At 71.9% G+C, this 16,282-nt stretch carries 17 protein-coding genes; 10 read left to right on the forward strand and 7 right to left on the reverse strand.

All coding sequences use genetic code 11. The features are described 5' to 3' along the window. Positions 1 to 63 precede the first annotated feature (63 nt). The 5 genes from QHG49_RS11665 (at position 64) to QHG49_RS11685 (ending at position 5,157) form a co-directional block, all read left to right on the forward strand. Positions 64 to 999, forward strand: a complete 936-nt coding sequence (locus QHG49_RS11665; RefSeq protein ID WP_145491105.1) for a cellulose-binding protein — start codon at positions 64 to 66, stop codon at positions 997 to 999. 130 nt (positions 1,000 to 1,129) lie between these two features. After that, the gene (locus tag QHG49_RS11670; protein ID WP_301489307.1) at positions 1,130 to 2,083 is read left to right on the forward strand and encodes an ATP-binding cassette domain-containing protein; all 954 of its coding nucleotides are present in this window, start codon (positions 1,130 to 1,132) and stop codon (positions 2,081 to 2,083) included. Beyond that, positions 2,080 to 2,859, forward strand: a complete 780-nt coding sequence (locus tag QHG49_RS11675; protein ID WP_301489309.1) for an ABC transporter permease subunit — start codon at positions 2,080 to 2,082, stop codon at positions 2,857 to 2,859. Before QHG49_RS11670 ends, QHG49_RS11675 begins: the two co-directional genes overlap by 4 nt. Positions 2,860 to 2,989: 130 nt before the next feature. Further along, the gene (locus QHG49_RS11680; RefSeq protein ID WP_145491127.1) at positions 2,990 to 4,279 is read left to right on the forward strand and encodes an ABC transporter ATP-binding protein; all 1,290 of its coding nucleotides are present in this window, start codon (positions 2,990 to 2,992) and stop codon (positions 4,277 to 4,279) included. Continuing rightward, positions 4,276 to 5,157 carry an ABC transporter permease gene (locus tag QHG49_RS11685; protein ID WP_145491129.1) on the forward strand — a complete coding sequence of 294 codons (882 nt, stop codon included), beginning with the start codon at positions 4,276 to 4,278 and terminating at the stop codon, positions 5,155 to 5,157. The genes QHG49_RS11680 and QHG49_RS11685 overlap by 4 nt, the downstream gene beginning before the upstream one ends. A gap of 13 nt (positions 5,158 to 5,170) precedes the next feature. On the opposite strand, the gene QHG49_RS11690 is transcribed toward QHG49_RS11685, so the two are convergent. Continuing rightward, complete coding sequence (locus QHG49_RS11690) at positions 5,171 to 5,503, reverse strand: ATP/GTP-binding protein (RefSeq protein ID WP_159705068.1); 333 nt, start codon at positions 5,501 to 5,503, stop codon at positions 5,171 to 5,173. Positions 5,504 to 5,723: 220 nt separating this feature from the next. Here QHG49_RS11690 and QHG49_RS11695 point away from each other — a divergent pair, with 220 nt between their 5' ends. Further along, positions 5,724 to 6,752 carry an LLM class flavin-dependent oxidoreductase gene (locus QHG49_RS11695; RefSeq protein WP_301489314.1) on the forward strand — a complete coding sequence of 343 codons (1,029 nt, stop codon included), beginning with the start codon at positions 5,724 to 5,726 and terminating at the stop codon, positions 6,750 to 6,752. Between the two features lie 140 nt (positions 6,753 to 6,892). Here the strand turns inward: QHG49_RS11695 and QHG49_RS11700 are convergent, their stop codons facing one another. Further along, positions 6,893 to 7,285, reverse strand: coding sequence for an SCO5389 family protein (locus QHG49_RS11700; RefSeq protein WP_145491139.1), 393 nt, complete (start codon positions 7,283 to 7,285; stop codon positions 6,893 to 6,895). Positions 7,286 to 7,574: 289 nt separating this feature from the next. Here QHG49_RS11700 and nucS point away from each other — a divergent pair, with 289 nt between their 5' ends. After that, entirely contained in the window at positions 7,575 to 8,246 is a 672-nt protein-coding gene (gene nucS, locus QHG49_RS11705) for an endonuclease NucS (RefSeq protein WP_046424337.1), read from the forward strand. 111 nt (positions 8,247 to 8,357) lie between these two features. Here nucS and QHG49_RS11710 read toward each other — a convergent pair whose 3' ends face one another. The 4 genes from QHG49_RS11710 to QHG49_RS11725 form a co-directional block, all read right to left on the reverse strand. Continuing rightward, positions 8,358 to 10,784, reverse strand: coding sequence for an ATP-binding protein (locus QHG49_RS11710; protein ID WP_159705062.1), 2,427 nt, complete (start codon positions 10,782 to 10,784; stop codon positions 8,358 to 8,360). 255 nt (positions 10,785 to 11,039) lie between these two features. Beyond that, complete coding sequence (locus QHG49_RS11715; protein WP_037656479.1) at positions 11,040 to 11,363, reverse strand: STAS domain-containing protein; 324 nt, start codon at positions 11,361 to 11,363, stop codon at positions 11,040 to 11,042. Between the two features lie 170 nt (positions 11,364 to 11,533). Next, a complete protein-coding gene (locus QHG49_RS11720) occupies positions 11,534 to 12,382 on the reverse strand; it encodes a 3-hydroxyacyl-CoA dehydrogenase family protein (protein WP_093678828.1) in 849 nt (282 codons plus the stop codon). Between the two features lie 239 nt (positions 12,383 to 12,621). Beyond that, entirely contained in the window at positions 12,622 to 13,257 is a 636-nt protein-coding gene (locus QHG49_RS11725) for a TetR/AcrR family transcriptional regulator (protein ID WP_159705059.1), read from the reverse strand. An 81-nt stretch (positions 13,258 to 13,338) separates the two neighbouring features. On the opposite strand from QHG49_RS11725, the gene QHG49_RS11730 reads away from it, so the two are divergent. The 3 genes from QHG49_RS11730 to QHG49_RS11740 are packed head-to-tail and all read left to right on the forward strand — an operon-like array spanning position 13,339 to position 15,479. Beyond that, positions 13,339 to 14,124 (forward strand): ABC transporter ATP-binding protein, encoded by a 786-nt coding sequence (locus QHG49_RS11730; RefSeq protein ID WP_159705056.1) that lies wholly within the window; start codon positions 13,339 to 13,341, stop codon positions 14,122 to 14,124. 19 nt (positions 14,125 to 14,143) lie between these two features. Further along, positions 14,144 to 14,893, forward strand: a complete 750-nt coding sequence (locus QHG49_RS11735) for an ABC transporter permease (protein WP_159705053.1) — start codon at positions 14,144 to 14,146, stop codon at positions 14,891 to 14,893. A gap of 13 nt (positions 14,894 to 14,906) precedes the next feature. Next, positions 14,907 to 15,479, forward strand: a complete 573-nt coding sequence (locus QHG49_RS11740; RefSeq protein ID WP_301489323.1) for a cob(I)yrinic acid a,c-diamide adenosyltransferase — start codon at positions 14,907 to 14,909, stop codon at positions 15,477 to 15,479. A gap of 59 nt (positions 15,480 to 15,538) precedes the next feature. Here the strand turns inward: QHG49_RS11740 and QHG49_RS11745 are convergent, their stop codons facing one another. Beyond that, positions 15,539 to 16,240: a DUF4097 family beta strand repeat-containing protein gene (locus QHG49_RS11745; RefSeq protein ID WP_301489325.1), complete on the reverse strand. Its 702-nt coding sequence runs from the start codon at positions 16,238 to 16,240 to the stop codon at positions 15,539 to 15,541. Positions 16,241 to 16,282: the final 42 nt, after the last annotated feature.

Below are 16,282 nucleotides of genomic sequence, written 5' to 3' on the forward strand. Positions count from 1 at the left end.
CACACCGCTTCGGCGCCTAGGATTCCCCCTATCACCTCACCGGTCTCATTTGACAGGAACCCCATGAGCGACACTTCCCCCTACGGCTTCGAGCTTGTGCGGCGTGGGTACGACCGCGCTCAGGTGGACGAACGTATCTCCAACCTCGTCTCCCAACGTGACCAGGCCAACGCCCGTATCACCGCCCTGGAAAAGCGCATCGAGGAGCTGCACCTCGAGACGCAGAACGCCCAGACCCAGGTCAGCGACGCCGAGCCGTCGTACGCGGGTCTCGGCGCTCGGGTCGAGAAGATCCTGCGCCTGGCCGAGGAAGAGGCCAAGGAGCTGCGTGAGGAGGCCCGCCGCGCGGCCGAACAGCACCGCGAGCTGGCCGAGTCGGCCGCCCAGCAGGTGCGCAACGACGCCGAGTCCTACGCCACCGAGCGCAAGGCGAAGGCGGAGGACGAGGGCGCCCGGATCGTCGAGAAGGCCAAGGGCGAGGCCTCTCAGCTGCGGTCCGACGCGCAGAAGGACGCGCAGTCCAAGCGTGAGGAGGCGGACGCCCTCTTCGAGGAGACCCGCGCCAAGGCCGCGCAGGCCGCCGCCGACTTCGAGACGAACCTGGCCAAGCGCCGCGAGCAGTCCGAGCGCGACCTGGCCTCGCGTCAGCAGAAGGCGGAGAAGCGGCTCGCGGAGATCGAGCACCGCGCCGAGCAGCTGCGCCTGGAGGCGGAGAAGCTGCGCACCGACGCCGAGCGCCGCGCCCGCCAGACGGTGGAGACCGCGCAGCGCCAGGCCGAGGACATCGTGGCCGACGCCAACGCCAAGGCGGACCGCATCCGTTCCGAGTCCGAGCGCGAGCTGGCGGCCCTCACCAACCGCCGCGACAGCATCAACGCCCAGCTGACGAACGTCCGCGAGATGCTGGCGACGCTGACCGGCGCGGCGGTGGCCGCCGCCGGCACGACGGGCGAGGACGAGCCGGTCTCTCGTGGGGTTCCGGCGCAGCAGTCCCGGTAATCGCCGGTCGCGGGGTGGCTGCGGGCCCGTTGTGGCCGGCCGCGCAGTTCCCCGCGCCCCTTCGGAGCGCGCGCATCTGAGCCCCCTGCTTCAAGTGGCAGGGGGCTTTGTCCCGTCCTAGCGTGGCGGCATGATCGAGCTGGACGGGCTGACCAAGCGGTACGGCGAGAAGGTGGCCGTCGACGGTCTGACATGTACCGTGCGGCCCGGCATCGTGACCGGGTTCCTCGGGCCCAACGGCGCCGGGAAGTCCACGACCATGCGGATGATCCTCGGGCTCGACCGTCCCACCGCCGGTGATGTGCGGATCGACGGCAGCCGGTACGACCGGCTGACGGATCCCCTCACCTGTGTCGGCGCGCTGCTGGACGCCAAGGCGGTGCACGGCGGCCGCAGCGCCTACAACCATCTGCTGTGCCTCGCGCAGAGCAACGGCATCCCGCACGCCCGGGTGGGCGAGGTGCTGGAGACGGTCGGTCTGATGGCCGTCGCGCGGCAGAAGGCCAAGGGGTTCTCGTACGGCATGTCGCAGCGGCTGGGGATCGCGGCCGCGCTGCTCGGGGACCCCCGGATCCTGATGTTCGACGAGCCGGTGAACGGGCTCGACCCCGAGGGCATCCACTGGATCCGCAATCTGATGAGATCACTGGCCGCGCAGGGGCGGACGGTCTTCGTGTCCTCCCATCTGATGAGCGAGATGGCGCAGACCGCCGACCACCTCATCGTGATCGGGCAGGGCCGGCTGCTCGCGGACACCTCCATGGCGGACTTCATCCGGCGGCACGCGCGCAGTTACGTCCGCGTCCGCTCGCCCCAGCGCGAACGGCTCCTGGACGCGCTGCACGAGGCCGGGGTCACCGTGACCGAGGCGGCGGACGGGGCGCTGGAGGCGGAGGGCGACAAGGCCGAGCGGATCGGGGAGCTGGCCGCGGGGCACGGGATCGTGCTGCACGAGCTGAGCCCCCGGCAGGCTTCCCTGGAGGAGGCGTTCATGCGGCTGACGGCGGGCTCGGTGGAGTACCACGCGCAGTCGGAGGCCGTCCCGGAGGGCTGGGGCGGCGACCGGCGAGGGGGTACGGCATGACGAACGCCCAGGTCGCCCAGACCCTCCGCTCCGAGTGGACGAAGATCCGGTCGGTGTCGTCCACGGGCTGGACCCTCTCCGTCGCCGTCGTGGTCACCGTCGGCATCGGCATGCTCATCTCCGCGCTGACCCGGAACCAGTACGACTCGATGCCGATCCAGGAGCGGCTGACCTTCGACCCGACCTTCGTCAGCTTCGCCGGGATGACCCTCGGCCAGCTCGCCATGATCGTGTTCGGCGTGCTGGTCGTCACCAACGAGTACAGCACCGGCATGATCCGGGTCTCGCTGGCCGCCGTACCGCGCCGCGGCGTCTTCCTGTCCGGCAAGCTCGCGGTGGCGGGCGCGCTCGCCCTGGTCGTCGGGATGGTCACGAGCTTCGCCACGTTCTTCCTCGGCCAGGCCATGCTCGGCCCCTACCGCGCGGGGCTCGGCGATCCCGGGGTGCTGCGCGCGGCGGCCGGCGGCGGGCTGTACCTGACCCTGATCGCGGTGTTCTCCATGGGCGTCGCCACCATGCTGCGCTCACCGCTGCTCTCGCTCGGCATCCTGATGCCGTTCTTCTTCCTGATCTCCAACATCCTGGCCGCCGTCGACGCCACCAAGAAGATCGCCCAGTACCTGCCCGACCAGGCCGGCAGCCGGATCATGCAGGCGGTGCCGCACCCCGACGACACCCCGTACGGGCCCTGGGGCGGGCTCGGGATCATGGCGCTGTGGGTGATCGCCGCGCTCGCCGGCGGATACGCGCTGCTCAGGCGCCGGGACGCGCAGTAGAGGTCACCTTCACCCAGCGTATTACTTCAGCTTTACTTTTCTTTGGGCGGAACCGTCAGCGCCCCGTTATCCTCCTAATCCTTACGGGGGCGGTTCCCCGCTGTCCTGAACCTTCCGATGGGTGCGGAGCATGATCGAGGCTGTAGGCCTGACGAAGCGGTACGGCGACAAGACCGCTGTGTACAACCTTTCCTTCCAGGTGCGACCGGGATCCGTGACCGGCTTCCTCGGGCCCAACGGGTCGGGCAAGTCCACGACGATGCGGATGATCCTCGGCCTGGACAACCCCACGTCCGGCCAGGTGACCATCGGCGGCCACCCGTACCGCAGGCTGCCCAACGCGCCCCGCCAGGTCGGCGCGCTGCTCGACGCCAAGGCCGTGCACGGCGGCCGCTCCGCCCGCAACCATCTGCTGAGCCTCGCCCAGCTGTCGGGCATCCCGGCCCGCCGGGTGGACGAGGTGCTCGGCGTCGTCGGCCTCCAGGACGTCGCCAGGAAGCGCTCCAAGGGCTTCTCGCTCGGCATGGGCCAGCGCCTCGGCATCGCCGCCGCGCTGCTCGGCGACCCCCAGGTGCTGCTCTTCGACGAGCCGGTCAACGGCCTCGACCCCGAGGGCATCCTCTGGGTGCGCAACCTGATGAAGGCGCTGGCCGCCGAGGGCCGGACCGTCTTCGTGTCCTCCCATCTGATGAGCGAGATGGCGCTGACCGCCGACCACCTCATCGTGATCGGGCGCGGCCAGCTGCTCGCCGACATGAGCGTGAAGGACTTCATCTCGGCCAACTCCGCCGACTTCGCGCGGGTGCGCACCCCCGACACCGAGCCGCAGCTGCGCGAGAAGCTCGGCGCCGCGCTCTCCGGCGCGGGCGGCCAGGTGCTGCCGGAGCAGGACGGCGCGCTGCGCGTGATGGGACTGCCGCTGCCCCGCATCAGCGACCTCGCGCACGAGGCGGGCGTACGGCTGTGGGAGCTGTCGCCGCACCAGGCCTCGCTGGAGGAGGCGTACATGCGGATGACGCAGGGCGCGGTGGACTACCGCTCCACCACCGACCAGAAGGCGGGCCTCCAGCAGCCGCTGCCGCCCGGCGCCGAACCGCCGATGCCGGTGCCCGGCCAGGGCCAGCCCGGCTGGTACGCCCCGCCGCCGCCCCAGCAGGGCGGGCAGCCCTTCGCGATGCCGGCGGGCGGCCCCGGCGCGCCCGCGGGACCCTACGCGGGCGCCCCGGCGGGCGGTCACGGCGCTCCCGGCGCCCCGGCGGGCCAGACAGCCCCGGCCGCGAACCCGTACGCCCAGCCGGCACCCCAGGCGCCCCCGGCCCCGCAGGCCCCGGCCGCTCCCCCGGCCCCGGCCGCCGTCCCCGCCACGCCCGACGCCTCCTCCCCCACCGCCGACACGAACCAGCCCGAGGACGCCCGATGAGCACCCACCAGCCCCCGATGCCACAGGCCCCCGGCGCGCCCGACTGGCAGGCGGCGCCCGGCGGCTCGTACCCCGGCTACACCTCGCCGATCCCCGTCGTGCCCACCCACCTCGGGCACGCGGTGGCCTCGGAGTGGACGAAGATCAAGTCGGTCCGCTCGACGATCTGGACGCTCAGCGTCTTCGTGTTCCTCGTCGTGGGCATCGGCCTGCTGGTCGGCGCGCTGGTGTCGGCGCACGCCGACGAGTCCTCGCTGGCCGGCACCAACCCGCTCTCCTTCGGCTTCTTCGGCCTGCTCGTGGGCACCATGTGCGTCATCACGCTCGGCGTGCTGACCACGGCCTCGGAGTACGGCACCGGCATGATCCGTACGACGATGACGGCGTGCCCGAGCCGCGGCCGGGTGCTGGCCGCCAAGGCGATCGTGTTCTTCGTGGTCGCCTTCGTGGTGTCCCTGGTGTCGGTCACCTTCGTGGCGATGGTGCAGTCGTCGATGCTGTCCGGCTCCGGCGCGGAGTCGCCCTCCGGCGGGGACTGGCTCAAGGCCACCGTCGGCGTGAGCCTCTACATGGCGCTGCTCGGCCTGCTCGCGCTGTTCGTCGGCTCCATGATCCGGCACTCCGCGGGCGGCATCACCATCATGATCGGCCTGGTGCTCGCCCCGCTGGTGCTGGCCCTGTTCATGGCCACGGAGTCGCTGCACTCGGTGCGCGACTTCCTGTTCGAGTACAGCTTCCCGAGCCAGCTCGGCGTCTTCTACGACAGCACGCTCAGCGGCTCCGGGCCCCGGGGCTGGGACCCGCTGTGGATCATGCTGGGGCTCGCCGCGGCGGCCGGCGCGGGGGCGTACGCGCTGCTGCGCAGCCGGGACGTCTAGAAACGCCGGTCCCTCAGAACTTCGGCGCGTGACGAGACCGCTGCACCCGTGTGGTGCGGCGGTCTCGCGCGTTCCAGCAGGATTTGTGCCAGTGCCGGCGGTCGTCCACGCCCGCGTGCTCCGGCCAGGCCACCACATGGGGCACCGCGGAGGGGATCATCTGGTCGCAGCCGGGGCAGCGGTAGGTCTTGCCCTCGGCGCTCGCCCCCGCGACATGACGCACGTTCCACTCCTCGCCCTGCCAGTCCTCCGACGCCTGGAAGCCGCCGTACCGCCCGGTGCGATCGTCCTCGGCGCTGCGGCCGGACGGGTCGGCGGCCTTCGGTCGGTTGCGGCGCGGGGACACGGGACACCTCTCGGGGCTCGGCGGCGAACAAGGGCTGCGTCCAGCGTACGCGCCGCCGGACGGGGTACGCGAAGGCCGCCGACCGGCGCAAGTCCCGTTCCGGAACGGCTGATTCTGAAGACAATCCGCAAATTACCCTGCCAGGCCGTGTCCTTGGCACGTGTCAGACGGTTATGCCGGTGGGGGAGCTCGGGTCGGAGCCGAGGAAGCGGGAAAAGTGATGTACGTAGGAAGCTTTGTGCTGGGCGCCCAGTTCCCGGGCCAGGGCCAGGGGGAGGCCCTGCACCGGGCGGTCCGCTCGGCGGAGGTCGCCGAGGAGGCCGGGCTCGACTCGGTATGGCTGGCCGAGCACCACTTCGTGCCGTACGGCACCTGTCCGTCCGCCGTCACCCTGGCCGCGCTGCTGCTCGGCCGGACCCGCCGGATCCGGGTGGGCACCGCGGTCAGCGTACTGCCCACCGTCCACCCGGTCGCCCTGGGCGAGCAGGCCGCGCTGCTGCATCTGACGAGCGGCGGCCGGTTCACCCTGGGGGTGGGCCGCGGCGGCCCCTGGGTTGACCTTGAGGTCTTCGGCAGCGGCCTCGACGCGTACGAAAACGGGTTCCCCGAGTCACTCGATCTGCTGCTGCGCTGGCTGCGCGAGCCCGCGGTGGGTGCCTCCGGGGAGCGCTTCGCCTTCCGCGAGGTGCCCGTCGTACCGCGTCCCTCCCAGGCCCTGACGGACACCCCGGGCCCGGAGGTCGTCGTCGCGTGCACCTCACCCAGGAGCGTGCGGCTGGCCGCGGAGCGCGGCCTTCCGATGCTGCTCGGGATGCACGCGGGCGACGAGGAGAAGGCCGACATGGTCGCGCTGTGGCGGCGCAGTGCCCGCGCGGCGGGGCGGACGCCCGAGGAGATCGCGGGCGCCGCGCATGTCGCCGCCGGGGTCTGCCAGCTCGCCGACCGCCGCCAGGACGCGGCGGAGACCCTGCTCAAGGCGATGCCGGGTTGGCTGAAACAGGGACTCGACGCGCATGTGACGGTCGACGGGCGCAAGCGCGCGATGCGCGACCCGGTCGCCTACACCGAACTGCTCTGCGGGCTGCACCCGGTGGGTACCCCGCGACTCGCCGGCGACCGGCTCGCGGCCACCGCCGAGCGCACGGGCATCTCCCGTTTCGCCCTGCTGGTCGAGGGCTCGGGCGACCTCGCGGCGACGGAGGACACCGTGCGGCGCCTGGGCGCCGAGGTGCTCCCGCAGCTGCGCTGACGAACCCGGACGAATAGGCACAGAGTAGGTACAAATGGCAAGCCACCTGGGGGGCTTGCCGCCCCGGCGCCGATTGCACCTCCCACGGGCGGAGCGGCAAGCAGGCGACGCACCGCCCCGGACGTTCCCGGGGCCGCGGGTCAGCAGTCCCGAAACTCCGGCGACTGGTTCAGCAGCTGGGCCCGCACCGAGGTGAAGCGGGTCAGCGTCTCGTCCACCGAGGCGTCCAGCGGGAACACCGCGACCCGGTGGCAGTTCTGGAAGGCCAGCCGCACGCCGAAGTGCCGTTGCAGCGCGCCGCGGATGGCGTCGCTCGCGAGGGCGCGCAGCAGCTGACCGCGGGCCTGCTCGCTGGGCGGGGGCGTCTGGTTGTCGGCGAAGGGACCGCCGTCCACCTTCAGCTGGGCCACCAGGGAGCTGATCATCTCCCATGCGTAAGGCAGGGAAGTCCGGACGCAGTCGACGAATTCCGCTTCGTCGACCTCGCCTCGCTCGGCCGCGTCGAGTAGGGCCGGTGAGACGTCGAGCGACATGGGTTCTCCTCTCGCACCCCCGGTGAACAGGGGTTGCCGGACGGATAAAGGGAGTTCGGCGCCGAAAAACACGCTGAGTACATGGACCGCGACCTCCCGTTCTCTACGGTAGGCAACGGTCGGTGACCACACCACCAGAATGCGTATATGGAACGGTCGGGTTGCACCCACAATCGGCCAAGGATGAACAAGAGTTTCCAGGGACAAAGCAGTGACAAGTGGGGCGATCCACAGGGAGCGGCTCGGGCGAATCGCGCCCGGCGGCGGGTGTCGAGTAGCGTTGCCGACCATGCGTCTCGTCATTGCCCGGTGCTCGGTCGACTACGCCGGCCGGCTCACCGCCCACCTGCCCTCGGCGCCCCGCCTGATCCTGGTCAAGGCGGACGGCAGCGTCTCCATCCACGCCGATGACCGGGCCTACAAGCCCCTCAACTGGATGTCGCCGCCCTGCACGCTGAAGGAGGGCGCGGGCGAGGACGAAGGGGTGTGGACGGTCGTCAACAAGGCGGGCGAGAAACTGATCATCACGATGGAGGAGATCCTCCACGACTCCTCGCACGAACTGGGTGTGGACCCGGGTCTGATCAAGGACGGCGTGGAAGCGCACCTCCAGGAGCTGCTCGCCGACCGCATCGAGACGCTCGGCGACGGCTACACGCTCATCCGGCGCGAGTACATGACCGCCATCGGCCCGGTGGACATCCTGTGCCGGGACGCCGAGGGCCGGACGGTCGCGATCGAGATCAAGCGGCGCGGTGAGATCGACGGCGTGGAGCAGCTGACCCGCTACCTCGACCTGCTCAACCGCGACCCCCACCTCGCTCCGGTCCGCGGCATCTTCGCCGCCCAGGAGATCAAGCCCCAGGCCCGCGTCCTCGCCACCGACCGGGGCATCGACTGCCACATCATGGACTACGACGCCCTGCGCGGCATCGAGGACGACAAGCTGCGGCTGTTCTGAGGGACCGGGGCCGCCCGGGGGGCGACTTCTTCCACCACGACGGCGCTCGGCCCGTACGACGGTGAACGGCGGTGCCGGTCCGGTCTCATGCCGGGTCGGCACCGCCGTTTCTCACAGCTGCCCCTGCTCCGCCGGGTCCGAGTCCGTCGGGGATGGCGGCTCGGACGCCGACTTGGTGAACGGTGTCACGTCGCTCGCGGAGTCCGAGGGCGAGCCCGTCGGGGTCGGCGAAGCGGTCGGACCGGTCGGCGAGGCCGGGGGCGTGGTCGGCGGCGTCGGCTTGGTCGGGGGCGGGGACGTCGGCTCGGTCTTCGTCGGCGTCGGGGACGTACTCCCGCTGCCGCTCCCCCCGCCGGGACCGCTGCCCGTGCCCGAACCCGTCGGGCCCGTCGGGTCCGCCGTGGGGCTCGTCGACGGCTTCACCGGAGCGTTCGTCTCGGCGTACGTGCCCGCCGGGGCCGGGACCGAGCGGTGGCCCGTGGACGGCTGCGAGTCCGTGTCCGGAGCCTGTGCCGGGGCCGGGTCGGAGGCCGGGTCGCCCGCGTCCTGGCTCGTGGAGGGATTGACGTCGGCCCGTCCCGCCGGGTTCTTGTCGTCGCTGTCGTGGGACGTCATGCCGAGCGTCACCACCGTGCCCAGCACCGCCGCGAGCAGCGCACCGGATCCGGCCGCCACCAGGTTGCGGCGCGCGATACGCCGTATGCCGAGCCCCTTCGCCCAGGGCGCGGCGACGATCCGCGGGGTGACCAGGGTGTCCGGCACGGCGGGCACCGACGGCAGGGACGGCAGCGCGGGCACCGGCTCCGTCGCGGGCTCCCCCGGGGCCACCGGCACCGGCAGCCCGGGCAGCTCCCCCGCCCGGTCCGCGACCAGCGCCAGCGCCCGGCGGCCCGCGACCGCGCCCCGCTTGTCGGCGACCGCGCCGCGCAGCCCGATCGACGCCTCCAGCTCGGCGCGGGCCCGGTCCAGCCGCCCCCCGCACAGCGCGAGGATCCCCAACTCATGATGGAAATAGGCTTGTTCGGGTACCTCGCCGGAGTGCAGCGCGGCCTGCGCGCCGCTGCGCAGCGCCCGTTCCCAGGCGCTCCAGCGCAGCGCGGCGGCGAACGCGGGCGCGGCGGTGCGGGCGAGCCGGACCGCCTCGCCGCCGTCGCCCTCGACCGGCGGCACCACGGCCGCCAGCGCCGCGAGCACCGCGTCGGCCTCCGCGCTCACCCGCTCCGGGGTGACCGAGGGATGCCCGGCCCACCAGGCGTAGTGCTGGGCGGCGGTACGGGCCCGCTCCGGCGCGTCGTCGCCGTACCCGGCGGCCTCCAGCTGGGTGCGCACGCCCGCCGCGAGCCGGTACCGGGAGCCCGCCGGGGAGACCAGGCCGCAGCCCGCCAACTCCCCGAGCGCGGCGTCGGCATGGGTGTCGCCGACCAGCGCGGGCAGATGGGCCTGGTGCGGGACCTCGCCGCCGAGGGCGACCGCGAAGCGCAGGGTGGCGCGGGCGGAGGCGCTGAGCCGGGAGGCGAGCAGCGGCGCGGGCGCGGCGGCCTCGCCGAGCGAGGGCAGCGGACCGCCCTCGTCGGTGAACTCCCGCACCGCGTCGACCACGGGCCGTACGTCCTCGAAGACGCCGTACTCGTCCACCGCCCCGGTCTCGGCGCGCAGTTGGTCGCGCTGCCGCAGCAACGCGCCCGCCTGCACGAACCGCAGCGGCAGCCCCTCGGACTCGAACCACAGGTCGCCCGCCCAGTTGGCCTCCTCCTCGGTGAGCACCCGCCCGGCCGCGCGCTCCAGGATGTCCACCCCGCCGGCCCGGTCGAGCCCGCCGAGGAAGACCTCCTCGACATCGGCCTCGGCGGTCGGCGCGGGCACGTCCGGGGTGGCGGAGACCAGGAAGGCGCACTCGGGCGTCGCCTCCAGCAGCTCGTCCAGCTCGGCGCCGCCGAACTCGATGTCGTCCACCACGACGACCGCGCCGATCTCCGCGAGCGGCGCCCGCAGTTCGAGGCGCTCGGGATGGTGCCCGGGGGCGTCGTAGACGGTGTGGAAGAGCTCGTGGAGCAGGTCCTCGGCGGTGCGGTGGATACCGCACAGACGCACCACGCCGTCGGGCGCGAGGCCGTGGCAGTCGTCGGCGACCAGGTCGAGCAGGGCACTGCGGCCGGACCCGCCGGGGCCGGTGAGCCGTACGGTGCGGCCGCGCGCGAGCAGTCGTACCAGCCGCTCCCGTACTTCCTGACGCTCCAGCAGGGGCAGCGGGTGCTGGGCGGGTCCCGGCGGCACCGGGGGCCGGGCCGCGCGTTCGGCCTCGGCGCGCTCGGCGGCGCGGCGCTTGCGGGGGCCGCCCGGGCGCCGGGACGGCGGGCAGGGCTCGATCTCGCTGCCGTCCACGGGGTTGACGGTCAGCAGCAGATCGCCGGTGACGAGGTGCGCCGTGCGGGCGGGCGCGGGCGTGCTCGGGCCGAAGTCGGCCGTGAGGGGGTCCCGGGGCGGGCGGCGGGCGCCCGTGTGTCCGTACTCCTCAGGCCCAGGGCTGATCGGATCCATGGGTTCAAGCCCCCCATAAGCGTCGTGTGCTCGTGTTACGGCCCCTCCCGGCCTGCCGCACGCCGCACTGTCGCTCCGGTCCGGGCCCGCTCGGTCGAGGGTTGCGAGTCGGCGGGCGACCGAACACTAAACCTTCGATCAGTATCCACGACAGAGCGGGGTGCCCCGTGGTCCGAGACGTCATGGTCCGGCGCGGATTGCCCATCCGGTGCGCTTGCGCCCCTTGAGCTGCGCCTGCGCCCCTCGGGCGCCGGCTCACACCCGGGGCAGCGACTCCACCCCGATGCCGCCCTCGATCGCGAGGATGCGGTGCAGCCGGGTGGCCACCAACAGGCGCTGCATCTGCGGCGGTACGCCGCGCAGCACCAGGCGGCGCCCGCAGCGGCCGGCCCGCCGGTGGGCCCCCATGATCACACCGAGCCCGGTGGCGTCCCAGGAGTCCAGTTCGGACAGGTCGAGCACCAGGTCGCCGGCGCCGTCGTCGACGGCCGAGTGCAGGGCCGTACGGGCGTCCGCCGCGCTGCGGACGTCGAGGCGCCCCCCGACGACCAGCTCGGCGTGGTCGCCCCTGATGTACATATGCGCTCCCCGTCGAGTGCGGTTGTGGCCAACTCCGTATCAATGGTGTGCACCGTCTGACTGAATGCGTGGCGGTGCGGTTGCTGCTTGTAAGCGAACCGATACCGAATTCACCCCTGAGGGTGATGCTTCGGGAGTGAACTCGGTGCCGGGACGCGTCCGTACGCCGATCAGTACGTGTAGAAGCCCTGCCCGCTCTTGCGGCCGATGTCACCGGCGTCCACCATCCGGCGCATCAGCTCCGGCGGGGCGAACTTCTCGTCCTGAGACTCGGTGTAGATGTTCCCGGTGGCGTGCAGCAGGATGTCCACGCCGGTCAGGTCGGTGGTGGCGAGCGGGCCCATGGCGTGTCCGAAGCCCAGCTTGCAGGCGAGGTCGATGTCCTCGGCGGTCGCCACGCCCGACTCGTAGAGCTTGACGGCCTCCACGACGAGCGCGGAGATGAGGCGGGTGGTGACGAACCCGGCGACGTCGCGGTTGACGACGATGCAGGTCTTGCCGACGGACTCGGCGAACTCCCGCGCGGTGGCGAGCGCTTCGTCGCTCGTCTTGTAGCCGCGCACCAGCTCGACCAGCTTCATCATCGGCACCGGCGAGAAGAAGTGGACGCCGACGACCCGCTCGGGGTGCTCGGTGGCCGCCGCGATCTTGGTGATCGGGATGGCGGAGGTGTTGGAGGCGAGCACGGCGTCCGGGCGCACGATCTTGTCGAGCGCGCGGAAGATCTCGTGCTTGACCTCCAGCTTCTCGAACACGGCCTCCACGACGACGTCCGCGTCCGCGGCGGCGTCCAGGTCGGTGGTCGGGGTGATGCGGCCCAGCGCGGCCTCGGCGTCGGCCGCGTCCAGCTTGCCCTTGCTCACGAACTTGTCGTACGACGCCTTGATGCCGTCGGTGCCGCGCGCCAGCGCCTCGTCGGTGACATCGCGAAGGACGACCTCCCAGCCCGCCTGCGCGGCGACCTGAGCGATACCGGACCCCATGAGACCGGCCCCGATGACGGCGAGCTTCCCTGCCACGTCCGACTCCTCTTCCCGCTGTTACCCGCTGTGGACATGTGTGCCTTCGGCGGACGATAGCGCTCCGAAGCGGCCGTGTGACCAGTAAGTAACGCGCGTCACGTCTCATTTGACGGACGTCACACCGGGACGACTTCCCCCGCGATCCGAACGGCCCTCGAACGGCGGTGGACACGGTGCGTGTTCGCGGCGCTACGTCCGGGCCGCGCGAAAAGCCCCCCGGCGCAACCCTGTTGGCCCTACCCGCGCACCGCGTACCCGAGCACCCGCTCGCTCAGCAGTTCCTCGATGTCGTCCAGCAGCGCCAGCACCTCCCGCGAGACCTCGCCCGGCTCGCGGCGCTTGAGCATCTCGCGGCCGATGACCCGGATGGCCGTGCCGTGGATCCAGCTGATCTGACCGGCCATCAGGCTCGGCAGTTCGTCGTCCTCGGCCGCCCCGGTCTCCTCGCGCAGCACCTGCTCCAGGTTGGCCTCCACCTCCTGGGCGAGTGCCCAGAGCCGGGAGCGCAGGGCCGGCGCCTCCTGGATCACGCGCATGAAGTCGGCGTAGCCCGCGAGCAGGCCGACGCGGGGGGACACCGCCCGGATCTCGTCCCGCAGCTCGCGCAGCACCGCCTCCGCCGCGGACTCGCCCTCGGCGCGGCCCCGGACCCAGCGGGCGAGCCGGTCGACCATGCCCGCGGAACGGTCGAGGAACAGGTCCTCCTTGGCCGGGAAGTAGTTGTAGACGGTGTTCACGGAGACGTTCGCCGCGTCGGCGATCTCCGCGACCGTCACCGCGTCGAAGCCGCGCTCGACGAACAGCCCCGTGGCGACATCGGAGATGTACTGCCGGGTCTGCCGCTTCTTCCGCTCCCTGAGCCCCTCAGCCATGCCCGCCATCCTAACTTCGCTGCACTTCCTGAAAACTTGGGTTCATTGAAATTTTTCAGAGACTCTGTTTTTCTGGGGAGCATGGCAGCAGTCATCAGCGCGGCGAGCCTCGCCCGCACCTTCCAGACGAAAGCCGGCCCCGTCGACGCCGTACGCGGTGTCGATCTCACCGTCCACGAGGGCGAGATCCTCGGGTTCCTGGGCCCCAACGGCGCCGGCAAGACGACCACCCTGCGCATGCTCACCACCCTGCTGAAGCCGACCGGCGGCACCGCGACCGTCGCCGGGCACGACCTGGTCACCGACCCGGCCGGAGTGCGCCGGGCCTCCGGGTACGTGGCCCAGTCCAGCGGCGTCGACCCTCAGATCAGCGTCCGGGAGGAGCTGGTCACCCAGGCGCGGTTCTACCGGCTGTCCAAGTCCGACGCCGTCACCCGCGCCGGGGAACTCGCCCGCGATCTCGACATCACCGGCCTCCTCGACCGCAGGACGGCCGCCCTCTCCGGCGGTCAGCGGCGTCGACTCGACATCGCGATGGCCCTGACCCACCGCCCCAAGGTGCTGTTCCTGGACGAGCCCACCACCGGACTCGACCCCGGCAGCCGCGCCGACCTGTGGGACCTGGTCCGCCGGCTGCGCGACGAGCACGGCACCACCGTCTTCCTGACCACCCACTACCTGGACGAGGCCGACGCCCTCGCCGACCGCCTGGTGATCGTGGACGGCGGCACGGTCGCCGCCGAGGGCACACCGGGCGCGCTCAAGCTGCGGTACGGCGGCTCCCTGGACGCCACCCTCCAGGACACCTTCCTGGCCGTCACCGGCCGCGCCCCCGCCCCCACCGACGACGCCCCCGTCGCCGTATAACTCCCAGGAGCCCACCGGCATGCTGCTGCACGACACGGCCCTCGTCTACGGCCGCTACCTCCGCCAGTCCCTCCGCTCCCGCTTCGCCCTGCTCTTCGGCGCCCTCACCCCGCTGCTCTATCTGCTCTTCTTCGGTCCCCTGCTGACCGGACTGCCGCTGGGCCAGGCGGGCAGCTCCTGGCAGGTGCTGGTGCCGGGGCTGCTGCTGCAACTCGGCCTTTTCGGCGCCCTGTTCGCGGGGTTCACGATCATCATGGAGAGCGCCAAGGGAGTGGTGGAGCGAATGCGGGTCACCCCGGTCAGCCGGCTCGCGCTGCTGCTCGGCCGGGTGCTGCGCGACGCCACGGTGTTCGTGTTCCAGGCGGTCCTCCTGGTGCTGGCCGCCGTGGCGATGGGCCTGCGCGCACCCCTCGCGGGGATCCTCATCGGCTTCGGGTTCGTCGCCCTGCTCACCCTCTCCCTGGCCTCCCTGTCGTACGCGATGGGGATGAAGGTCCGCACCCCGCAGGAGTTCGGCCCGCTGATCAACGCGGTGTCGATGCCCTCGATGCTGCTGTCCGGCCTGATGCTCCCGATGTCCCTGGCGCCCGGCTGGCTGGACGTGCTCTCGCACTTCGTGCCGTTCCGCTACTTGGTGGACGCGATGCGCGACGCCTACGTCGGCCACTACGCCACCGCGCACATGCTCTACGGCGTCCTCGTGGCCGTCGGCTTCGCCGCGCTGGCCGTGACGGCGGGCACACGGGTGTTCCGGACGGCCGGGGCGTAACTACGCTGGGCCCATGGTCAATCTGACGCGCATCTACACCCGCACCGGCGACAAGGGCACCACGCACCTCGGTGACATGAGCCGGGTGCCCAAGACGGACCTCAGGATCTCCGCGTACGCGGACTCCAACGAGGCCAACGCGGTCATCGGCACCGCGATCGCCCTGGGAGGCCTGGACGAGGAGGTCGTCGCGGTCCTCACCCGCGTGCAGAACGACCTGTTCGACGTGGGCGCGGACCTGTCGACCCCGGTGGCGGAGAACCCCGAGTACCCCCCGCTGCGGGTCGAGCAGTTCTACGTCGACCGCCTGGAGGCGGACTGCGACCGCTTCAACGAGCAGCTGGAGAAGCTGCGCTCCTTCATCCTCCCCGGCGGCACCCCGGGCGCGGCCCTCCTCCACCAGGCCTGCACGGTCGTCCGCCGCGCCGAGCGCTCCACCTGGGCGGCCCTGGAGGCGCACGGCGATGTCATGAACCCCCTCACCGCCACCTACCTCAACCGCCTCTCCGACCTGCTGTTCATCCTGGCCCGCATCGCCAACAAGGCCACCGGCGACGTGCTGTGGGTACCGGGCGGCGAGCGCTAGCGCGGGCGCTCCCGCTTCGGGCACCGCCAAGACGCACGTCAGCAGGCCGCTGGGCGACCCTAGCCCGCCGACTTCACCGTCAGGTCGCCGTTCGTCGTCGACAGGTCCAGGCGGTACCGGCCCGAGGGGTCGTCCTTGAACGCCACCTTCTTGTTGCCGTTGGTGTTGTCCGCCGATATCCGGTAGGGGGCGGGCGGCACCGTGATCGTGAGGTCTCCGCTGGAGGTGTGCGCCTTGATGTTCTGGGGGGTGGCCGCCTGGACCGTCACCCCGCCGTTCGACGTCTGCGCGTCCACACCGCTCCTGGCGTTCTTCACGGTGACCCCGCCGTTGGAGGAGCGCAGCTTCACCGCGCCCGTCGCTCCGTTCACCGCGATCTCGCCGTTGCCGGTGTGCACGTCGACCGCCGCGACGCCGCTCAGCACGAGGTCGCCGTTGCTGGTGCCGCCGGTCACCGGGAGGGCGGCGGGCACCGTCACGTCGTAGTCGACACCGCAGCTGTGGCCGCAGCCGGCGAGGGTCAGGACGCCCTGGTCGACACGGAAGCTGGTGCCGGCCGGCTTGTCGCCGCGGTAGTTGACCTTGCGGTGCACGGAGATCGCGGCGGCGTCCGGCGATGTCCGCACCTTCACCCCGCCGTTCCCGCTGTCGAGGTGGATCGAGGTCACCTTCTGGGACACCTTGGCGTCGTCCTCGAAGGTCTTCTGGTCGAGGGCCGAGCACGCGGACAGCCCGCCGACGGTGAGTGCGGCCAGGGCCACGGCAGCAAGGAAACACGCGCGTCGCATGAAGAATCCCCCGTA

It is taken from the genome of Streptomyces sp. WP-1 (genome assembly GCF_030450125.1).
Classification (GTDB): Bacteria; Actinomycetota; Actinomycetes; order Streptomycetales; family Streptomycetaceae; genus Streptomyces; species Streptomyces incarnatus.